The organism is Lentzea terrae (assembly GCF_003265345.1).
GTDB lineage: Bacteria > Actinomycetota > Actinomycetes > Mycobacteriales > Pseudonocardiaceae > Lentzea > Lentzea terrae.
Map to the genome: position 1 here is coordinate 342,187 of NZ_QFWW01000008.1, position 19,166 is coordinate 361,352.

17 protein-coding genes and 1 pseudogene are annotated in these 19,166 nt (G+C 70.8%); 7 read left to right on the forward strand and 11 right to left on the reverse strand.

All coding sequences use genetic code 11. The annotated features are described in order from the left end of the window. The first annotated feature begins 33 nt into the window (after positions 1-33). From DI276_RS15880 to DI276_RS15890, 3 genes are all read left to right on the forward strand, one after another. Positions 34-1,314 carry a CitMHS family transporter gene (locus DI276_RS15880; RefSeq protein ID WP_112264102.1) on the forward strand — a complete coding sequence of 427 codons (1,281 nt, stop codon included), beginning with the start codon at positions 34-36 and terminating at the stop codon, positions 1,312-1,314. 170 nt (positions 1,315-1,484) lie between these two features. After that, the gene (locus DI276_RS15885) at positions 1,485-2,771 is read left to right on the forward strand and encodes an acyclic terpene utilization AtuA family protein (protein ID WP_112264103.1); all 1,287 of its coding nucleotides are present in this window, start codon (positions 1,485-1,487) and stop codon (positions 2,769-2,771) included. Beyond that, the gene (locus tag DI276_RS15890; protein WP_112264104.1) at positions 2,758-3,096 is read left to right on the forward strand and encodes an AtuA-related protein; all 339 of its coding nucleotides are present in this window, start codon (positions 2,758-2,760) and stop codon (positions 3,094-3,096) included. Before DI276_RS15885 ends, DI276_RS15890 begins: the two co-directional genes overlap by 14 nt. A gap of 42 nt (positions 3,097-3,138) precedes the next feature. On the opposite strand, the gene DI276_RS15895 is transcribed toward DI276_RS15890, so the two are convergent. Further along, positions 3,139-4,413: an alpha/beta hydrolase-fold protein gene (locus DI276_RS15895; RefSeq protein ID WP_198680658.1), complete on the reverse strand. Its 1,275-nt coding sequence runs from the start codon at positions 4,411-4,413 to the stop codon at positions 3,139-3,141. A gap of 155 nt (positions 4,414-4,568) precedes the next feature. On the opposite strand from DI276_RS15895, the gene DI276_RS15900 reads away from it, so the two are divergent. The 3 genes from DI276_RS15900 to DI276_RS15910 all read left to right on the forward strand — a co-directional run bounded on the left by DI276_RS15900 (position 4,569) and on the right by DI276_RS15910 (position 8,293). Beyond that, a complete protein-coding gene (locus tag DI276_RS15900; protein WP_112264105.1) occupies positions 4,569-6,200 on the forward strand; it encodes a LuxR C-terminal-related transcriptional regulator in 1,632 nt (543 codons plus the stop codon). Between the two features lie 122 nt (positions 6,201-6,322). Further along, positions 6,323-7,177: a class I SAM-dependent methyltransferase gene (locus DI276_RS15905; RefSeq protein ID WP_112264106.1), complete on the forward strand. Its 855-nt coding sequence runs from the start codon at positions 6,323-6,325 to the stop codon at positions 7,175-7,177. A 303-nt stretch (positions 7,178-7,480) separates the two neighbouring features. Further along, complete coding sequence (locus tag DI276_RS15910) at positions 7,481-8,293, forward strand: methyltransferase domain-containing protein (RefSeq protein WP_157984737.1); 813 nt, start codon at positions 7,481-7,483, stop codon at positions 8,291-8,293. 50 nt (positions 8,294-8,343) lie between these two features. Here DI276_RS15910 and DI276_RS15915 read toward each other — a convergent pair whose 3' ends face one another. After that, positions 8,344-9,993 (reverse strand): AMP-binding protein, encoded by a 1,650-nt coding sequence (locus DI276_RS15915; protein WP_232836706.1) that lies wholly within the window; start codon positions 9,991-9,993, stop codon positions 8,344-8,346. Between the two features lie 26 nt (positions 9,994-10,019). Between DI276_RS15915 and DI276_RS15920 the strand changes: the two are divergent. Continuing rightward, positions 10,020-10,622, forward strand: a pseudogene (locus DI276_RS15920) (RNA-guided endonuclease TnpB family protein); the annotation flags it as partial. Positions 10,623-10,675: 53 nt separating this feature from the next. Here the strand turns inward: DI276_RS15920 and DI276_RS15925 are convergent. Genes DI276_RS15925 through DI276_RS15965 form a run of 9 tightly spaced genes read right to left on the reverse strand, consistent with a single transcriptional unit; the run spans position 10,676 to position 19,159 of the window. Continuing rightward, entirely contained in the window at positions 10,676-12,049 is a 1,374-nt protein-coding gene (locus tag DI276_RS15925) for a class-II fumarase/aspartase family protein (RefSeq protein ID WP_112264109.1), read from the reverse strand. After that, a complete protein-coding gene (locus DI276_RS15930) occupies positions 12,046-13,878 on the reverse strand; it encodes an FAD/NAD(P)-binding protein (RefSeq protein WP_112264110.1) in 1,833 nt (610 codons plus the stop codon). Before DI276_RS15930 ends, DI276_RS15925 begins: the two co-directional genes overlap by 4 nt. Further along, the gene (locus DI276_RS15935) at positions 13,875-14,777 is read right to left on the reverse strand and encodes an NAD-dependent epimerase/dehydratase family protein (RefSeq protein WP_112264111.1); all 903 of its coding nucleotides are present in this window, start codon (positions 14,775-14,777) and stop codon (positions 13,875-13,877) included. The genes DI276_RS15930 and DI276_RS15935 overlap by 4 nt, the downstream gene beginning before the upstream one ends. Beyond that, on the reverse strand, positions 14,774-15,301 hold the full coding sequence (locus DI276_RS15940) for a hypothetical protein (protein ID WP_112264112.1): 528 nt from the start codon (positions 15,299-15,301) through the stop codon (positions 14,774-14,776). Before DI276_RS15940 ends, DI276_RS15935 begins: the two co-directional genes overlap by 4 nt. Further along, positions 15,298-16,950: a class I adenylate-forming enzyme family protein gene (locus tag DI276_RS15945; RefSeq protein ID WP_112264113.1), complete on the reverse strand. Its 1,653-nt coding sequence runs from the start codon at positions 16,948-16,950 to the stop codon at positions 15,298-15,300. The genes DI276_RS15940 and DI276_RS15945 overlap by 4 nt, the downstream gene beginning before the upstream one ends. After that, a complete protein-coding gene (locus DI276_RS15950; protein WP_112264114.1) occupies positions 16,947-17,492 on the reverse strand; it encodes a beta-ketoacyl synthase N-terminal-like domain-containing protein in 546 nt (181 codons plus the stop codon). Before DI276_RS15950 ends, DI276_RS15945 begins: the two co-directional genes overlap by 4 nt. Further along, a complete protein-coding gene (locus tag DI276_RS15955; RefSeq protein ID WP_112264115.1) occupies positions 17,489-18,634 on the reverse strand; it encodes a beta-ketoacyl-[acyl-carrier-protein] synthase family protein in 1,146 nt (381 codons plus the stop codon). Before DI276_RS15955 ends, DI276_RS15950 begins: the two co-directional genes overlap by 4 nt. Beyond that, positions 18,627-18,893, reverse strand: a complete 267-nt coding sequence (locus DI276_RS15960) for an acyl carrier protein (protein WP_112264116.1) — start codon at positions 18,891-18,893, stop codon at positions 18,627-18,629. Before DI276_RS15960 ends, DI276_RS15955 begins: the two co-directional genes overlap by 8 nt. Beyond that, positions 18,890-19,159, reverse strand: a complete 270-nt coding sequence (locus DI276_RS15965; protein WP_112264117.1) for an acyl carrier protein — start codon at positions 19,157-19,159, stop codon at positions 18,890-18,892. The genes DI276_RS15960 and DI276_RS15965 overlap by 4 nt, the downstream gene beginning before the upstream one ends. Positions 19,160-19,166: the final 7 nt, after the last annotated feature.

Sequence of the window (19,166 nt, forward strand, 5' to 3'; positions counted from 1 at the left end):
CCGCAAGGTTGGGGCACTCGAAGGAGGTCGACGATGCTCGCCGCGGGTGGCTTCATCACGATTGCCGTGTTCCTGGTTGCGGTGTTGTCCCGGCGGGTGTCGGTGCTCATCGCGCTGACCGCGCTGCCGATCCTGGCCGCGCTGCTGACGGGGTTCGGCGGCAGGCTGGGCACGCTGATCGGCGACGGGCTGATCAAGGTCGCCCCGGTCGCCGTCATGATCACGTTCGCGGTCCTCTACTTCAGCCTGATGGTCGACGTCGGCCTGTTCGACCCCGCGGTGAGGCGCGTGTTGCGCTGGGCGAAAGGGGATCCGCTCAAGATCACGGTCGGCACGGCGGTGCTGACCCTGCTCGTCGCGCTCGACGGGGACGGCGCCTCGACGTTCCTGATCACCGTCTCGGCGCTGCTGCCGATCTACCACAGGCTGGGCATGCGCCCGCTGGTGCTGGCCGGGGTGATCTGCCTCGGGGCGGGCGTGATGAACATGGTGCCGTGGGGCGGCCCGACCGCGCGGGCCATGGCTGCGCTCGAGCTAGACAGCTCCGAGGTGTTCGTGCCCGCCCTTCCCGCGATGGCCGCCGGCATCGTGTGGGTGCTCGTAGCCGCCTTCCTCATCGGACGGACCGAGCGCAAGCGGCTCGGGGTGGTGGAAGTCGACGACGACGCGGAGCCGCCCGAGCGCACCCGGCTGGAGAGCTTCCGCTTCTGGTTCAACGTGGTGCTCACGCTCGCGCTGGTCGTCGTGCTCCTCGGGCAGTTGGTGAAGCTCGAAGTGGCCTTCGTGATCGCCTTCGTGGTCGCGGTGATCGTGAACCGGCCGGCGTGGGCTCAGCAGCAGGAGTTGTTCGCCAAGCACGGCGGCAACGTCGTGCTGGTCACGGCGATGATCTTCGCGGCGGGCGTGTTCACCGGCATCCTGACCGGTACCGGGATGATTCCCGCGATGGCGCGCAGCCTGGCCGGCGTCATCCCGGACGGTGCCGGCGGGCTGCTGCCGATCGTGGTCGCCGTCACGAGCATGCCGCTGAGCCTGGTGTTCACGCCGGACGCGTACTACTTCGGTGTGCTGCCGGTGCTCGCGGAGACGTCGTCCGCCTTCGGCGGCAGCGCGGCCGAGATCGGCACGGCGGCGATTCTCGGGCAGATGACGACCGGCTTCCCGTTGAGCCCGCTGACCGCGTCCACGTTCATCCTCGTCGGCATGAGCGGGGTGGATTTGGGCGCACACCAGCGGTTCATCTTCAAATGGGCGTTCGGCACGACGATCGTGATGACCGTCGTGGCCCTGCTCACCGGCGCGATCTCGTTCTAGTGGCGCGTCCCGGAACGTTGGCGAGGTGATCCACGCTCAGCAGGGCGCCTCGCGGCACCGCCCCCGCGCCCACAGCCAACCAGGATGAGGAAGCGGGGGCGGCACCACGATGCACCCGTCTGACCGCGAATTCCCCGGCAACGTTCCGGGCCACACCACGAGGGGACCACATGCCAACGACCAGGATCGGCTGCGGCGCGGGGTTCGCCGGTGACCGGATCGAGCCGGCGGAGGACCTGCTGCACCGCGCCGGACTCGCCGACCTCGTGCTGGAGTGCCTGGGGGAGCGCACGATCGCGTTGGCCCAGCAGCGCAGGCTCACCGACCCCGGCGCCGGGTACGACCACCGGCTGCCCGCCCGGTTCGAACGGCTGCTGCCGCCGGCGGTCGAGCACGGCGTGCGAGTGCTGACGAACATGGGCGCGGCGAATCCACTGGCTGCGGGCCGGGTCACCAGGGCGCTGCTGGACCGGATCGGGGCACGCGCCGCGGTCGCTGTCGTGACCGGGGACGACGTGCTCGCCGAGGTCGACCTGGACGCACCCGCCTGGGAGAACGGCATCCCGTTGCGCGAGCACGGCGAGATCGTCTCGGCCAACGCCTACCTCGGCGCAGACGCGATCCTGCCGGCCCTGGACGCCGGCGCGGACGTGATCATCACCGGCCGGGTCGCCGATCCGTCGCTGTTCCTGGCCCCGCTCGCGCACCGGCTCGGCTGGGACCTCGGCGACGTCGTGACGACCGCCGCCGGCACCCTCGTCGGGCACCTGCTGGAGTGCGCGGGCCAGCTCACCGGCGGCTACTTCGCCGATCCCGGTTACCAGGACGTGCCTGATCTGGCCAACCTCGGTTTCCCGTTCGCCGACGTGGCCGCGGACGGGACGGCGGAACTGGGCAAGCTGCCCGGCACCGGTGGTGTGCTGTCCCGCGCGACCGTGCGGGAGCAACTGCTGTACGAGATCACCGATCCGGCCGCGTACCGAACGCCCGACGTCGTGCTCGACGTGCGCGCGGTGACTGTCGACGAGCACCCACGCGGGGTGCGCGTCGCGGGCGCGCGTGGGACGGCGCGACCCGACCGGCTCAAGGTGAGCGTCGGTTACCGCGCCGGGAAGAAGGTCGAGGCCGAGATCTCGTACGTGGGCCCGAACGCCGCCGCACGGGCGGCGCTGGCCGCTGAGATCGTCACCACCCGGCTGTCCGGCCTGCCGTTGCGGGCCGAGGTGCTCGGCGGCGAAACGGACTGCCGCCTGCGCGTGGCCGCGATCAGCCACGACGACGTGGTGCTCGAAGCGATCGGAGACGAGGTCGAGTCGTTGTACACCAACGGTCCCGCCGGCGGCGGCGGGGTGCGCGTGCACATCGGCGAGGTGCTCGGGATCGCGTCAACCCTCATCCCGCGGGAACTGGTGCGTCCCGTGGTCACTCTGGTGGAGACCGCCGATGTTGCTCCATGACCTCGCCCACTGCCGCGCCGGTGACAAGGGAAATGTTGCCACCCTGTCCGTTTTCCCCTACGACGAAAGGTTTTTCTCGCTGTTGCTGCGCGAGGTCACCGCCGAGCGGGTCCGCGAGCACCTCGCGGAGTTCGTCGCCGGCGCCGTGGTGCGCCACGAGCTGCCGAACCTGGCGGCCCTGCACTTCGTGTGCCACCAGGTCATCGACGGCGGCGTGACGACTTCGCTGGCACTGGACACGCACGGGAAGTCGCTGAGCTCCAGGCTGCTGTCCCTGCCCGTCAGCGCCGCCGGCGACGTGACTGGGCGAACAGCCACTCGATGATCACGTCGTTCTCGTAGGTCTGCGCCCACGAGAAGTGGGGGTTCACCTCCGTCGTCCCCACCGGGTAGCTGGTGAACAGGACGTGGCTGCCGGTCGCTCGTGCCTGCGCAGCAGTTCCCGTGACCGTGCCTCGAACTCCGCCTTCGGCAGGTTGTTGGCCCACTCGCCGCGCGTCACCTTCGCGCCCGCCGCTTCGAGCGCGTTCATCAGCGTCCAGGTGCCGGGCTTGCCGAACCGGCCCTCGCGGTACGGCACGATCGGGTCGTCCACCGAGTGGTCGGCCCACAGCGGGACGTCGACCATGCGTTCCATTGTGGACTGATTGCCCCAGCCCGCGGTGGCAACGGCCGCCGCGAACTTGCCGGGGTACTGCGGCAGCAGGCTGAACACGCCGCGGCCGCCAGAGGACAGGCCAACGACGTAGATCCGCTCGGTGTCGACCGGGTACCGGGCCGTGACCGTGTCGACGAGCTCGACGGTTGCCCGCTGCACGCGCGGGTCGGTCCAGTCCGTGCCGTCGGGTCCCTCCATCGGGCGCGGCAACGGGATCTGCGGCGAGAGCACGAACGCCGGATGCCTGCGCCGCCGTTCGGGCTTGGCGAACGTGACGGCGACCCGGTTGGCGGTCAGCTGGGTCATGTTGTTGTCGGCGACCTCGCCGCCGCCGTGCAGGGTGACGACCAGCGGGTACCGGGTGTTCCTCAGGAGGTCCACCGGCTGGCAGAGCCGGTAGTCCAGTTCGAAACCGGCAGAGTCGACGAACGAGCCCGCGGTGAAGTCGTCGACCACGGGGTTGCGCACGCCGTCGTTGCGGACCGCGAGAGGGCTCGCGGGGAGAACAACGCCACCCGCCGGAGTCGTCAGGTCCGCCAGCTGCCGGACCGTGTAGGCGCGGTCGAGCGGAAACGGGTCGGTGCCGGCGGCGGACGCGTTGGCGTCGCTCGCGGCCAGTTCGATGATCAGGTGGTCGCCCGGCCGGCCGCGATCGGCCACTTCTGCCTTGGTGTTCGAGTAGACCCTGGTCACGGTGCGCGGCGCGGTTTGCCGCTGCACGGTGGCGGTGACGTGGAACGCGGTCAGGGGGATCGTGCCGCCGCGCAGGTCGATGAGGTTCGCGTACCGGATGGCCACTGCGGTCACGCGCCAGCCGCCGCTCGGCGTCACGGTGGTGATGAGATCGGCGCGCACGACCGGGTTGAGCCCGGACGCCGTCGGCCGCGGTGTTGTCGCGGCCGACGCCGTCGCGGTGCGAACGGCCGGGGCAGCGGCCACGCCTGCGGCCAGAGCGAGCGCGGTGCGCCTGGAAATTCCTCTCATGGGCCCTCGTCTCGTCGTCGAGCTGCGGCGTGGCCCTGAGTTTGCTGCCGGGTTCTGCGCGTGGTCCAACAGCAATGTCCGATGCATTGATGCTTGGCGTGCATTGGTCCCGGTCGCGCGCTGCCGGGGCGAGGCTGCACGACCACAATGGAGCGATGGCGACCGAGGAGCTCGAGCGTGGGCGGACGTCCTTCGCGCAGGGGTCATGGGGCGTGGCGTACGCGCGGTTCGCGGCTGCCGACGCGGATACGCCTCTCGGCCTCGACGACCTCGAGCGATTCGCGCTCGCCGCGTATCTCACGGGCAATGACGAGGTGGCCACGCGTGTGTGGACGCGGGCCCAGCACGAGGCCCTCCTGCGTGATGATCCGCGGCGCGCCGCGCGTAACGCCGTGTTGATCGGCGCCGGTCTGATGTTCCGAGGCGAGACCGCGCCCGGGATGGGGTGGTTCGCCCGGGCCGCACGCGTGCTCGAAGGCTGCGGCGAGTGCGCCGAACACGCGTGGCTGCTGACGTGGAACGCGTTCGTGCGGATGTGGGGCGGAGACCCCGCGACGGCGCAGCCGGCGTTCATCGAGAGCGTCGAGATCGGCCGCCGCTTCGGCGACGTGGACCTGGTGACGATGTCGCGGCTGGGCCAGGGCATGTGCCTGGTCATGCTGGGCGACGTCGCCCCAGGTGTCGGTCTGCTCGACGAGGTCATGGCCGGGGTGATGTCCGGTGAAGTCACGCCGATGTACGCAGGGATCGTGTACTGCACCGTGATCGCGGCCTGCGCGGACCTGTTCGACCTGCGCCGCGCCCGCGAATGGACCGCGGCGCTCACCCGGTGGTGCGACTCGCAGCCCGACCTCGTCCCGTACCGGGGCAACTGCCTGGTCCACCGGTGCGAACTGATGCAGCTGCAGGGCGCGTGGAACGACGCGACGCAGGCCGCCGAGCAGGCGTGCGCCCTGCTGTCCGGCCCGGTCGAGTGGGACACCCTGGGCGCGGCGCATTACCAGCTCGGCGAGCTGCAACGGCTGCGCGGCGAGTTCGCGGCGGCTGAGGAGAGCTACCGCAAGGCGGCTGAGACCGGCCGCCGGCCTGAGCCGGGCCTCGCGCTGCTCAGGCTGGCGCAGGGACGCGTCGACGTGGCGGCCGCCGTGATGCGCCGCGTCATCGCCGAAACCGAGGACCCGTCCGCGCGGTCGCGGGTGCTGTCCGCCCACGTCGAGGTCATGATCGCCGCCGGGGACGTGCCGGCGGCCCGTGCGGGAGCCGACGAACTCGCAGGCGTCGCTGCTGCGCTCGACACTCCGTACCTGGCCGCGATGGCGGCGTCGGCCAGGGGAGCGGTCCTGCTCGCCGAAGGCGACACGGCCAGAGCGTTGCCCGAACTGCGCCGCGCCGCGTCGGCGTGGCGCGAGCTGGACGCACCGCACGAGACCGCACGTGTCCGGGTGCTCATCGGGCTGGCCTGCCGCGCGCTCGACGACCCCGAGTCGTCCGCGATGGAGCTCCGCGGCGCGCGGGCGGTCTTCGAGCAGCTCGGGGCCACACCGGATGTCGAACGACTCGAAGCACTCACGGCGTTGCCGCACGGGAAGGCCCACGGCGGTCTGACCGCACGTGAGGTGGAGGTGCTGAGGCTGGTCGCGGCCGGTCGGACGAACCGCGCGATAGCCAAGCAGCTCGGCCTGTCGGAGAAGACCGTCGCCCGCCACGTGAGCAACTGCTTCACCAAGATCCGAGTACCTTCCCGCGCGGCGGCCACCGCCTACGCCTACGAGCACGCCCTGATCTGAGACGGCGCGCGTGGACAGAACTACCCACGCCCTCGCGAGGGCGTCTGGGTCGTTCGCCCGAAGCCGATCGGTCTTGCCGCTCCTAACGTCCGGTGCGAGGGGAAACCGGAAAGGAGTTCGACATGACGGACGTGCGGCACGAGACGACACAGCAAGCCGAGCACAGCGCACCGGTCGAGGCGTGGGACGCGATCGCCGCGCGGTACGACGAGCACGTCACACCCGGCGAGTCCGAGCTGGCTCTCGCCGGACTGCGGCTCGCGGGAGTCAGGGCGGGCGACACGTTCCTCGACGTCGCCGCCGGCACCGGCGGACTGAGCCTGCCCGCGGCACGCCTCGGCGCGAAGGTGCTGGCAACCGACTGGTCGCCCAGGATGATCGACCACTTCACCGCGCGGGCGGCGGCCGAAGACCTGGACGCCGAGGGGCGCGTGATGGACTGCCACCGGCTCGACATCCCCGATGACACCTACGACGTCACGGGCTCGCAGTTCGGCGTCATGCTGGTCCCGGATCAGGCGGCGGCGCTGCGGGAGATGGTCCGGGTGACCAAGCCCGGCGGCCGCGTGCTCCTCATCGCCTACGGCGACCCGGTCGCGTTCGAGGCACTGCACTTCTTCATCGCCGCGGTGCAGGCGGTCGTCCCCGAGTTCGAGGGCCCCGCCGAGGACGAGCCCCTGCTCGAGTTCCAGGTGGCGGACCCGGACGTGCTGCGCCGGCGACTGACCGACGCGGGCCTGACCGACGTCACCGTCGACACGAACCACCAGGAGCGGATCGAGGTGCGCACCGGGCGGCAGCTGTGGAACTGGTGCCTCGGCGGAAACCCGATCCCCGGAGCGCTCGTCGCGGGCTTCACCGACGAGCAGCGCGAGGACATCGTCCGGGTGCTCGACGGCATGGTCCGCGAACGGTTCGCCGACACCGGCCCGGCAATTCTCACCGCCCCGCTCAACATCGGAGTGGGCACGAAATGAGGGCATGGTCAGGCCGGCCCGCTTCTCTGTTGTCCGCACTGTCGAAGAGTTCTTCCAAGAGTGCGTGCGCTTTTGCCGCGATGGCCAGCGCCAATCGGGTTTTCGTCAGGTCTGCCTCTAGTTTCGCGTTACGGTGACGCAGTATCTCCAACTCGATCTGCTCGGCCGATTTCCTGGAGCGTTTTGTCCTCTCGAATCACTGTCAACTCCCGTGCAAATACGCTAAGTTGGGGCTGTCGGTAAATCTTGCGAAACCGCATAGCGCTGAAACATCAGGTACCTCCTGACGGGAGACAGCAGCACGTGGATACCATCGGACCACGCACCGCCGAAAGCATTGCCGCACAATTTCATGACGTCGATTCCTCCGCCGTTCCCGAGGACTTCATCGCCTATCTGCGGAAGATGGAGGAGAGCGAGAGCGGCCGCGCGGTGCGAGAGGCCACCTATCGCGCCGTGGAGGCCGCCGGGAGCAGGGGAGCGGACATCGGGTGCGGCGCCGGACGCGCCGTCGCGGATCTCGTCCAGCTCGGGAAGGACGCCGTGGGGGTCGACAGCAGTCAGGCCATGGTCGACGCGGCCCTGGCCCGGTTCCCGCACTGTCACGTCGTCAGGGGCAGCGCCTTCGAGTTGCCCTTCGAGGACGCTGAACTGTCGTGGTACCGGTCCGAGCGGACCTTCCTGCACTTCCCCGATCCCGCCGCGGCGCTGTCCGAGGCCCGCAGAGTGCTGAGGCCGGGCGGGACGATCGTGCTCGCGGACCCTGATCTCGCGTCGATGGTGGTGAGTTCGCGGATCCCGGAGACGACCGACGCGGTCAAGGACGCGTTCTGCTCGGCCGTCCCGAATCCCCACGCCGGCACCCACAACGCCTACCACCTCGCCGACGCCGGATTCACCGACATCTCCGTCGTTCCCGTCATGGCGAGCCTGAACGACCATGCGTCCGCGTTCGGCGTGGTGCTGGAGCCGGCCCTGACGGCGGCTCTCACCCGGGGCGTCGTCAGCGAGGCGGCGGCGGCGCGGTGGAAGGACGACCTGGGCGATCTGTCCCGCCGGAACGCCTTCACCGCGACGGCGACCTTCTTCGTCACCACGGCCCGCCTGGCGTCGTAGGTCATGAGGAGCCTGATGGTCGGGTCGCCCGAGCGACCCGACCATCCTCCTCAGTCGGCTGAACACGACCGAAGCCGTTCCCGGAGCAGGTTCTTGCGCACCTTGCCGGTCTCGTTGCGCGGCAGTTGGGGTAGGAGCTCCAGGCGGGACGGCTGGCACCACTCGCTCATGCCGAGCCCGTCGAGCCAGTCGCGCAGGCCGTCGAGGGTGGGCGTTCCCCGTCCCGGTACGACGACCGCGCAGGCGAGTTCGCCGCCGTGGCCGTCCGGGTAGCCGACCAGGGCGACGTCCCGCACGTCGGGGTGGTCCAGCAGCACCGACTCGACGTCGCTGACCGGGATCATGATGACGCCGATCCGGTCCTCGGCGCGGCCGTGCAGGCGGATGCCGCCGTGGCCGTCCGGCGCCGCCAGGTCACCGGTGTCGTACCAGCCGTCGTCGTGCTCGGTGAGCACGGTCAGCCGGCCGTCGTCCCGGCCCCAGGTGGCCAGGCACAGCGAAGGGCTGCGGACGTAGAGGCGCCCAGGTCGATCGTCGCTGATCGGGTGGTCGGCTCGCAGGTCGATCTCGTGGCCAGGGGCACCGCGCCCGACGGTGCGGCCGGCCAGCTCCGGGTGCTCTCCGGTGCGGGTGAAGGTGGTGGCGCCCTCCGTCATGCCCCAGCCCACGTCCAGCGGGATTCCGAAGGTCTCGGTCACTCGCCGGAACAGCGGCTGCGGGACGATCGTGCCTCCCGCGCGGATGATCCGCACCGTGGGCAGTCGCTGCGACGTGCGTTCCATCGCGTCGATCAGGACGGAGAGGAAGACCGGGACGATGACCATCCAGCTGACCCGGGCCCGGGCCAGGAAGGGGATGACGGCCTCCGGCTCCCAGCGGTCCGTCACGACCGCGCAGGCCCCGCGGTGCAACGGCAGGAAGATGCCCAGGTTGAGGCCGACGATGTGCGTTGCCGCGTTCGGTGAGTAGACGCGGCTGTCCTGGCCGATGCCGTCGGCGGCCGCCACGGGGGCGTACCAGGCGTACGAGGTGTTGAGGGTGTGCAGGACGGCCTTCGGCTCGCCGGAGGTACCGGAGGTGAACAGCACCAGGGAGACCCGGTCCGGGTCCACAATGGACGGATCCGGCAGGATGTCGTGCTCCGTCTGCTCGAAGTACTCGCGGAAGCCGACTTCGCCGCCTGTAGTTCGTTCGCCGGTGGTCCGCTCGCCGAGCACCACGCGGTGACGCAGTGCGGGCAGCCTGGGTGCCATCTCGGCCAGCGCCGCCGCGTGGTCGAAGTTGTCCCACTGATCGACGGTCACGCAGACGACGACATCCAGCCGGCGGAGCATCCGCTCCAGCTCACGGGGGCGGAACGCGCACATGATCGGCGCCGCGACGGCCCCGAGCCGGGCACAGGCCAGCACCAGCGGTCCGACCTGCCAGATGTTCGGCAGCTGCATCGCGACGACCTGACCGCTGCGCACCCCCAGCGCGTGCAGCGCGCCGGCGAAGCGGTCCACGTACTCGGCGTACTGCGCGTAGCTCAGCTCCAGGGTGCCCCGGCCGGCCTCCGACACGAGAAGCGCGGGGGCGTCTGGAGTCTCGGCACGCCACCGCGCCAGGTCGTCCAGGATGGTGCCGGAGCGCCAGTGGCCCTCCTTGCGGTACTGCTCCGAGATGGTGGCGTCGGGGCGCAAGGTGGTGATCGGGTTCACGGTGTTCAATTCCGGAATCCTTCCAAGATTTCGACGGCGTGGAGCAGCTGACCCGGTACCTGGAACTGCTGAACCGAGACCCGCAGCTGGCGCCGGTACGGGGTGTGTTCGCGGCGCAGCAGGCCAAGGTCGCCCGCGCGCACCGCAAGGTCCGCACCGCCCGGCAGGACTTCCTGCACCGCACCACCACGGGCCTGGTGCGCTCGGCCGACGTGATCGCGATCGAGGACCTGTCGGTCCAGAACATGGTGCGCAACCGCCACCTCGCCCGCGCCATCTCCGATGCGGGCTGGGGTGAGTTCCGCAGGCAGCTGGGGTACAAGTGCGATCGCGCCGGTCGCACGCTGGTCGTGATCGACCGCTGGTTCCCGTCCAGCAAGACCTGCTCGGCCTGCGGGCACGTGCTCGCAAGGCTTGCTTTGTCCACCCGGCACTGGACGTGTCCGAGCTGTCGCACCCGGCACGACCGGGACCTCAACGCGGCCAAGAACATCCTTGCGGCTGGTCGAGCCGTAGCCCGAGGCACTGTCTCGGGTGATGCCTGCGGAGCTGATGTCAGACGGCAAGGGCCCTCCCTTCCGCGATCGGCAGTGAAACAGGAACCCCGCGCCGCGAGGCACAGCGCGTGAGCGCTACCCGCCACACGGCGGGTGGGATCCCTGCCCTTCAGGACAGGGAGAAGTCAAAGACCGGTGTAGCTGCGGTAGCGGAGCAGCACCCGGTCCACCAGCGGGCCCGCGGCGCCGGTGTAGCGGGCCGGGTCGAGCAGGTCGTCCAGGTCGAGGCCCGCCAGCTCCGGCAGGGTGCGCAGGACCTCGCCGAACGTCGACCCCGGTGTGGTGGACGCCCTGGTGAGCAACGCCTTGGCCCGGGCCTTGCCCAGCTCGGGGGTCAGGGCCACCGCCAGCCGTTCGGCGACGACGGCGCCATGGGTCAGTTCGATGTTCGCCCGCATCCGGTCGGGGTGGACTTCCAGGCCTTCCGCCAGTTCCGCCGCGGTGAACGCCGCTCCGCCCGCCAGCCGCAAGGCCTCGCGCAGTGCTTGCCACTCGGTGTGCCACGCACCGGCCGGACGCTCGTCCTCGGCGATCATCGACTGCGCCAGCACCAGTGCGAGGGCGGGGACCTGCCGGCCGGCGGACAGGATGAGCGTTGCCAGGACCGGGTTTCGCTTCTGCGGCATGGCGGATGACGCGCCCCTGCCGTCGGCCGCGGGTTCGGTGACCTCGCCGATCTCGGTGCGGGAGAGCGTCTGCACGTCCACCGCGAACTTGCCCAGCGCCCCGGCGACGAAGCTGAGCACCGCGCCCAGATCCGCGATCGGGGTGCGCACGGTGTGCCAGGGCAGCACGGGTTCGGCCAAGCCCAGTTCCTCGGCGAAGGGGGCGATCAACTCACACCCGTCCAGTGCCGGGCGGCCTGCCTGCCTGGCGAACTCGCCATACGCGGCCAGGGTTCCCGCCGCGCCTCCCAGCGAGGCGGGCAGGCCCGCGCACGCCACGGAACGGACCTTCGCCAGTGCGTCCAGCACCAGTTGCAGCCAGCCCGCCGCTTTCAGGCCGAACGTCGTGGGCACGGCGTGCTGGGTCAGCGTCCGGCCCGCGACCAGGGTGTCGCGGTGCTCCTCCGCCGTCGCGGCCAGCGCAGCGGCCACCCGGCTCAGGTCGCCGTCGATCTGGGCCAGCACGCGGCGGGCGATCAGCATCGCGGCGGAGTCGAGCACGTCCTGGCTGGTGGAGCCGCGGTGCACGTACTCGGCGGCCTCCGGGTCCACGGCGGCCACCAGCGCGGTGAACGCGGGGACCAGCGCCACCACGGGGTTCGCGGCCGCGCGGGCGGCCCTGGCCAGGGCGACGACGTCGAGGCCGCCCGCCTCGGCGGCTTTGGTGATCACCAGGGCGTGTGCGGCGGGAATCAGGCCCAGCCGGGCCTGGCTGCGGGCCAGCGCCGCCTCCACCTCCAACATCGCGCTCAGCCACGCCTCGTCGCACGTGGCGGCTTCGGCCGGCGTGCCGGCCCACGTCGGGGCGAGCAGGCCGGAATCGGTGCGGCTCATGCGTTCACGCTCCTGTGCTGGGTGTGGACGGTCAGCACTGCTCTGGCGATGGCGTCGGAGTCCTCCAGCGTCACCGAGCCGACGCCGGGACGGATGCCCGCCGCCGTCACCCAGTGCACGCCTTCGGTGGGCACGCCGAACGCGAACCTGGCCGGGTGCGCCAGACCGGCGCGGTCGACAAGTCGGTACGGGCGTCCGGTCACGGCCAGGCCGCCGCTCTCGTAGCCGCCGACGTGGTAGGGCTGGGACTGGCCGGTGGTGAGCAGGTAGCGCAACAGCGGGTTGGCGCTGCGCCGCAGGTCGATGTCCGGCAGCCGGGCCTCGATGAGGGCGCGGCAGCGGACGGGCGGGCCGGGGACCGCCTGGGAGTCGACCAGGAACACGCCTTCGGTGGTGTGGCGGCGGATCCGGATCCGCGGGCCGACCACGTGCAGCACGCCCGCCTCGACCAGCGCGATCATCTCCTCGATCCGCCGCACCGGTGGGCCGATCGAGGTGAACGCGTTGAGCGGGTTGTACCAACCCTCCAGCTCGTGACGGTAGGAGTCGCCGCTGATCCCGCTGTGGTCCACCACGAGCCGGATCTCGTTGCGCAGATCCCGCAGCACGTCCAGTGCCGACTTGAGCGGGCTGGACAGGTTGCCCAGCCGCGCCTCCCGCACGTCGTCGCGCAGGTGGTCGAGCAGCCAGCCGCGGAACTCGGCGCGGTCGGCGAACACCCGGTCGCCCTGCGGCCGCTCGATGCGGTCCCAGTCCCACCGTTCGGTGACCCCGTACTGGTCCAGCAGTCGTTCGTCGTCGTCCGGGATGCCTTGCACGAACGACTGGAGGAACGCCTGCGACGCCGTGTCGTCGCGCCCGGCCTTGACGACCAGGCTGTAGTAGACGGCGCGGACCTCTCGATCCACCAACGGCCACACCGCTTCGCGGAAACCGACCGGCTCGCCGGAGTCGGCGCGCTTGCGCAGGTTCGCGATGACCAACTCGGTGAGGAAGTACGGGTGGTGCCTGCCGTGCGCACCCTTCTGGTTCTCGCCGCGCGCGTGGTACGGCATGCCGCGGCGAGAACCCACGTACAGCACCGGTTCCCGGCCGGACGGGAGGTAGCGCAGACCTTCGGGGGTCTGCTCGAACGCACCGCCACGGCCAGCGGTGAGCAGTGCCAGGTAGTCGAAGAAGTTCAGGCCGACGCCTTGGACCGCGACGGCCATGCCCGGCGTGATCGGGCTCAGGTCGACATCGGCCGGGTTGGCGGGCTCGATGTGGCAGAGCTTGTGCCGCAACGCGAACCGGCGGTTCTCGGCCTGCTCACGGCTGCGCGCCAGCGGACCGTGGCCGAGTGCCAGCACGACCGCGTCCATCCCGGTCAGGCGGGTGCCGTCGAGCAGCGTGACGGTTTGCTGCCCGTCAGCGTCGTCCAGGGCTACCGCAGTGCCGGTGTGCACGACAACGGTGATCGACTCCGGCGCGGTGGTGACCAGCCGGTGGAACACCCAGCGCAGGTACCGGCCGTAGAACGCCCTGGTCGGGTAGTCGTCCGGACCGAGTGCGCAGCCGGCCGTCCGCGCCCACTCGTACAAGCTGGGCCCCGGCACCACAGGCCCCTCGCACGGGACGCTGTCGTCGGTGAACAGGCTGATCTGCGAGGCGACCGTGTTCATCAGCAGATGACCGGACTGCCCGGTGCGCCACACCCCGCCCGGTCCCGGCGGGAACGGATCCACGACGTGCACCTCGACCGCGCGGCCGTCGGCGTTGGCGCAGATCCGTTCCAGCACCGAGGTTCCGCGCGGCCCGGCCCCGACCAGGCAGATCCGCAGAGCGCTCACCCGGAGGCCAGGCCGTGGCGCCAGGACACCGTCGGCTTCCAGCCCAGTTCCGTGCGCGCCCGGTCCGTTCGCGCGCCGCGCATGGCGGTGAGCTGGTAGTTCGCGAACCACCCCAACGCCTTCTCGGCCAGGTCGGACGGAATTTGGCGCGGCGGCGGGCCGCCGAGCAGCCGCGCGTACTCGGGCAGCCACGTCGCACCCTCCGCCGGTTCGTCGTCGGCGATGTTGAACACGCCGGTGACGTCACTGTCCACAGCGGACAGAGCGGCCAGTGCGGCGTCCTGGACGTGCAGGAACGACGTCACGCCCGTGGCGGTCGACGGGATCGGGATCTGGCCCCTGCCGATCATGGCACCGAACGGGCCGGCGGGGTCGTACTGCGTCTGCGGGCCGAACAACGTGCCGTAGCGCAGGATCGTGCCCGCGATGTCCGGTGTGCCCAGCACCAGTCGTTCCATCTCGGCCACGGCCTGCACGGTTCTCGCCCACCCCGGATCCGGTGCGTCCAGGTACAGCGGCGCGTCCTCGGTCAGGACGGGGTCGCCGAGTGGGGCCGTGGCGAAGGAAATGCTCTGCACCACCAGCTTCGCGGCCCCGGCCTCCCTGGCCGCCATGATCAGGTTCGCGGTGCCCTCGGTGCGCAGCCGCGCCGTGGTCTCGAACGCTTCCGCGCTCATCTGCCGCAGCGCGGTCAGCTGGTGCACCACGACGTCCGGCCGGGCCGCGAGCAGCGCGCCGCGCACGGCCACCGGGTCCAGCGCGTCCGCGACGACGGTGTCGGCGGCCACGGCTTTCGACTCGTCCCGCACCAGCGCGGTCACGTGGTGCCCCTTGGCCCGCAGCAACGGGAGCAGCGCGGTCCCGATGAGCCCGGTGGCGCCCGCGACGACAACTCTCATGACTGAACTCCTTCTGGCTTGACACGGATCAGCATTCGGCACGCCGGGTCGCCGAAGCGCAGGCATCCGGTCGAGCAGTTCTCCGCGAGCGGCACGCCCAGCCCGTCCGACCACCCGGCGTGCACCTCGGTGCACGGGCACTCGTAGCCCTCGAGCGAACCCGCCATCCGGACCATGGTGACCGCGAAGTTCTGCCGCATGACGACCTCGATCACGTCGTCGTCGAGCACCACCGCCTGGAGGTCCCGCAGCTCGCGCGGGAACGTCCGGTCGGCGCACATCTCGTAGCGCTGCCGCAGCTCTTCCACGTCCCGCGCGGGTTTTCCGCCGAACTGGCGCGCGACCTTCCGGCCGACACTCGTCGCCACGAACCGCAGCGCCTCCGCGTTGATCTCGTTCGCGACGGCCGGTCCGAACCGCTTCGCCACCCCCTGGTACCAGCGGGCGTCATGCAGCCACCACGAGCGGTAGACGTCCATCAGCTCCGCGCGGGTCGTGGTGTCCGGGTCGTTCATCGTGGTCATCCGCGTCCTCCGGCGAGCTGTTCGGAGAACCGCTCGCGCATGAGCCGCTTGAGCACCTTGCCGGTCGCTCCCTTGATCACGTCGGCCGCGTCCATCCGCAGTGCTCGCGTGACGGGTGGGAAACCCTTGGCGCGCAACGCATCGTTGACCAGCTCCGTCCACTTGGCATCGTCCGGGCCACCGTCCGCGACTTGCAGGAGCGCGTACGCGTCCGCCACGCCGTCGCCCTCCCAGTCCGCACGCACACCCTCCGGCGCCACGCCGACCACCGTGCAGTCGGCCAGCTCGGGGAGTTCGGCCAGCAGCAGCTCTTCGGTGCAGGTGCTGAAGACGATGCCCTCACTCGTCCTGATCGCGTCCGGCACGCGGTCGAGGTGGTAGAAGTTGCCCTCCTCGTCCCGAACGGCCAGGTCGCCGGTCAGCCAGTAGCCGCCGAGCCGCAGCTGGTAGAACGTCAGCGAGTCGTTCCAGTAGCCCGGCGTCAGCGTGGGGGAGCGCAACCCGAGCCTGCCGACGACGCCGGCGGGCAGCGGTTGCCCGTCCTCGGACAGCACGGCGGCCTCGGCGAAGCTGATCGGCTTGCCGACGCACCGGCCGTAAGTCGAACTTCCCGTCCGGTGGCCGATGTGGAACATCGAGTAGCCGGCTTCCGACGAGCCGAGGCCGTCGGTGAACACCGAGCCTGGCACCCGGACGCGTTGGAAGTCCTCGTTCACGGTCACGTGGCTGCCCCGCGTGACGAGCTCGCGCACATACGCCTCATGGATCGCGTCCCCGCTGTTGTACCAGGCCTCCACGCTCTCCAGGTCGCGCGCGTCCAGGTCCTCGGCGACGATCTCGCCGTACGTCCCGGCGAACGCGAAGACGGTCGTGGGCCGGAACTCCTCGATCGCGTCCAGCACGTCGGCGCCGCGCTGACTCGACAGCAGCAACATCGGCGAGCGCAGCAGGAAGCCGAACAACATCACCGACACCGCCGCGTTGTGCGAGCCGGGCATCGCCACGAGCAGCCTGCCCATCGCGTCGCCGACCGACAGCTTCAGCCGGTACAACTGGGCGTACAGCAGGGTTTCGTGGGTGTGCGGCACGCCTTTGGGCATCCCGGTCGTGCCGGACGAGTGCGAGATGATGATCGGGTCGGTGCGATGGTGCCGGTACGGGTAGTTCTCCGGCAACGGCCCCTCGCCAGTGATTTCCCCTGCGGTGACAAGGAATCCGAGGTCCAGGTCGGCCAGGGTCCGCGCGTGCTCGTCGTCGGCCACCGCACCGACCACGCGCTGGCGGCGGATGTACTCGCGGGCGATCTCGGGGCGCAGGTTGCCGTTCACCAGCGACGGGATCGCGCCCAACGACGTCAGCGCCAGGTAGTTGACCGCGAACTCGGTGCTGGACCGGGTCTGGACGGCCACGATGTCACGCGGTTTCACCCCCTGGGCGTGGAACCACGACGCGTAGACCTCGACGACGGCGTGCAGGTCGCCGAGCGTCAACGCCGCCGGGTAGCTGCCGTCGGGCGCCTGCCACGTGCCGTCGGTCCGCAGGACCTCCTCGTCCAACGGCCGGCCGTAGGCCTTCAACCGGTGGATCACGTTGCCCGCGCCGAGCGTCACGTCCGCCAGCACCTGTGCGCGTTCCGCTTTGCTGATCATGGTGTTGGTCCTTCAGCCAGTTGTCGGAGGTCGTACCCGCCGGAGTCCTCGAACGAGGTGTCCCGGTCGACCAGCAGGGCGACCGCGAAGTCCTCGGTGGGCTGCTCCAGCCCCAGCTCCCGGCAGAACGCGGCGGTGCGGTCGCTCCCGGCCAGTTCGACGCCGACGACCAGAACCCTGTCCAGTTCCTCGTCGTCCAGCAGGACGTGCGCGGTGTCGAGCAGTGCGGAACCGAGGTCGGTCAGCGCGGACATCGCGATCAGCGGCCCGGTGATCCCGAACTCCTTGCTCACGTAGCCGAGGATCGCGTTCGCGGTGGCCTGCATGAACAGCAGCGGGTTGCTCACCTGCCCGCTGATCAGCAACCTGCTCGCCAGGTCCGTCGTGCCCGAGTCGCCGACGGTGCTGCCCACCAGCAGCGCGGTCCGCGTGCCGTCGCCGGGCCGTTCGGTCAGGCAGCGCCGTGCGACCTCGTGGATCAGCGGGTTGAACGGGGACTCCACGAACCCCGGTACGGGATCCGCGCGGTTGGCGGTGATCATCGGCGCTCCAGCACGAGTGCGGTGTTGACCCCGCCGAACGCCGCGTTGACGTTCAACGCGCGGCGCACGTCGGCGTCGCGGGCCACGTTGGGCACGTAGTCGAGGTCGCAGTCCGGGTCGGCCTCGGTGAAGTTCGCCGTCGGCGGCAGCACGCCGTCGGTGAGCGCCAGCAAGGTGATCACGAACTCCACGACCCCGGCGGCCTCCAGCATGTGCCCGGTCGTGCTCTTCGTGGAGCTGACCGGCACCTGGTCGGCCCGCGTGCCGAACACCCGGCGCAGGCCACGGGTCTCCGCGGGATCGTTGAACTTGGTGGCGGTGCCGTGCGCGTTCACGTAGTCGATGCGCAGCCCGTCGGGGTCGTCCGCGCGGCGCAGTGCCCGCTGGGCCGCGGCGGCCAGTCCGGCGCCGTCCGGGTGCGGCCGCGAGACGTGGTGCGCGTCGGAGCCCGCGCCCCAGCCCACGACCGCGGCGAGCGGCCGGCCACCGCGGCGTCGCACCGCCTCCGCGGACTCCAGCACCACGGTCGCGACACCGTCGCCCAGCAGCATTCCGCCGCGGTCCGCGCTGAACGGCCGGACGAAGCCGTCGCGCGACATGGCCCGGCCCGAGTCGAACTTGGCGAAGACCTCCTCCTCCACGAGGTAGGCCCCGGCGCAGACGGCCGACTCCACCCGGCCGGACGCGATCAGCCCGCAGGCGTGGATGATCGCCGCCGCCGAGGCGACGCACGCGTTGGTGAACGCCAGCCGCCGCCCGGAGGAGGCGCCGATCCGCGCGGCGAGCAGGTCGGCCTGCCACGCGGGGACCGTGTCGGCCGCCTCGACGCCGGCCTCGCCGCGCCAGAACCGGGTCAGCACCGCGAAGTCGCCCGACGTCCCGACCAGCACGGCCGTGTCGTCGTGCGCGGTGAAGCCGGCCATCTCCACGGCTTCGTCGGTGCACTCGCCGAGCACGTCCCGCATCAGGTCGGGTTTGTCGGTCCCGGTGGTGGCGGCGAACGGCGTCCGGTACGGGCCGGTGTCGAACCGCGTGGTGGGCGCGAATGCAGGCACACCACCGAAAACTCCGCGGCGGAGGGCGTCCGCACCCTGGCCGAACGCCGTCCGCACCCCGAACCCGGTCACCACCACCTCACTCATCGCCGGATCCACCCGCCTGCACCTGGCTGAGGTACTCGGTGATGCCGCGCAGCGATCCGAACTCGGTGAGGTGTTCGTCCGCCGGCTCGACCACCAGGTCGTACCTGGTGCCGAGCTGGTGCAGGAACCACACCAGCGCCAACGAGTCCAGCGCCAGCTCGGCGTCCTCGTCGAGGTCCGCCGGCAGGTCGGGGAAGATCTTGGGGTCGGAGAGCAGTTCACGCACGACTGCGGTCGTGATCTCCACGCGCGTGGTCATGCCGTGGCGCCCCGCTCCACGGTGACGGCGGCCAGCTCGCCCAGCGTCATCGCGCTGAGCGGCTCGATGTCGGTCTCCGGGAACTGCACGTTGAACCGGCGTTCCAGGCGCATGGTCAGCTCGATCAGGCTCAGCGAGTCCAGGTCGATCCCACCGCTGCCCAGGGGGCTCTCGGTGGTCATCTGGTCGGGCTCGATCGGGTGGTTCATCTCCTCCACGACCGTGGTGAGGATGAAGTCGCGGATCTCTTTCTCCAGCGTCGGCATGGGCCAA

What these genes read in the sequence shown, in the direction of transcription:
- DI276_RS15880 (WP_112264102.1), top strand. Translation starts at nt 34, where the DNA reads ATGCTCGCCGCGGGTGGCTTCATCACGATTGCCGTGTTCCTGGTTGCG.
- DI276_RS15885 (WP_112264103.1), top strand. Translation starts at nt 1,485, where the DNA reads ATGCCAACGACCAGGATCGGCTGCGGCGCGGGGTTCGCCGGTGACCGG.
- DI276_RS15890 (WP_112264104.1), top strand. Translation starts at nt 2,758, where the DNA reads ATGTTGCTCCATGACCTCGCCCACTGCCGCGCCGGTGACAAGGGAAAT.
- DI276_RS15895 (WP_198680658.1), bottom strand. Translation starts at nt 4,413, where the DNA reads ATGAGAGGAATTTCCAGGCGCACCGCGCTCGCTCTGGCCGCAGGCGTG.
- DI276_RS15900 (WP_112264105.1), top strand. Translation starts at nt 4,569, where the DNA reads ATGGCGACCGAGGAGCTCGAGCGTGGGCGGACGTCCTTCGCGCAGGGG.
- DI276_RS15905 (WP_112264106.1), top strand. Translation starts at nt 6,323, where the DNA reads ATGACGGACGTGCGGCACGAGACGACACAGCAAGCCGAGCACAGCGCA.
- DI276_RS15925 (WP_112264109.1), bottom strand. Translation starts at nt 12,049, where the DNA reads ATGAGCCGCACCGATTCCGGCCTGCTCGCCCCGACGTGGGCCGGCACG.
- DI276_RS15935 (WP_112264111.1), bottom strand. Translation starts at nt 14,777, where the DNA reads ATGAGAGTTGTCGTCGCGGGCGCCACCGGGCTCATCGGGACCGCGCTG.
- DI276_RS15940 (WP_112264112.1), bottom strand. Translation starts at nt 15,301, where the DNA reads ATGACCACGATGAACGACCCGGACACCACGACCCGCGCGGAGCTGATG.
- DI276_RS15945 (WP_112264113.1), bottom strand. Translation starts at nt 16,950, where the DNA reads ATGATCAGCAAAGCGGAACGCGCACAGGTGCTGGCGGACGTGACGCTC.
- DI276_RS15950 (WP_112264114.1), bottom strand. Translation starts at nt 17,492, where the DNA reads ATGATCACCGCCAACCGCGCGGATCCCGTACCGGGGTTCGTGGAGTCC.
- DI276_RS15955 (WP_112264115.1), bottom strand. Translation starts at nt 18,634, where the DNA reads ATGAGTGAGGTGGTGGTGACCGGGTTCGGGGTGCGGACGGCGTTCGGC.
- DI276_RS15960 (WP_112264116.1), bottom strand. Translation starts at nt 18,893, where the DNA reads ATGACCACGCGCGTGGAGATCACGACCGCAGTCGTGCGTGAACTGCTC.
- DI276_RS15965 (WP_112264117.1), bottom strand. Translation starts at nt 19,159, where the DNA reads ATGCCGACGCTGGAGAAAGAGATCCGCGACTTCATCCTCACCACGGTC.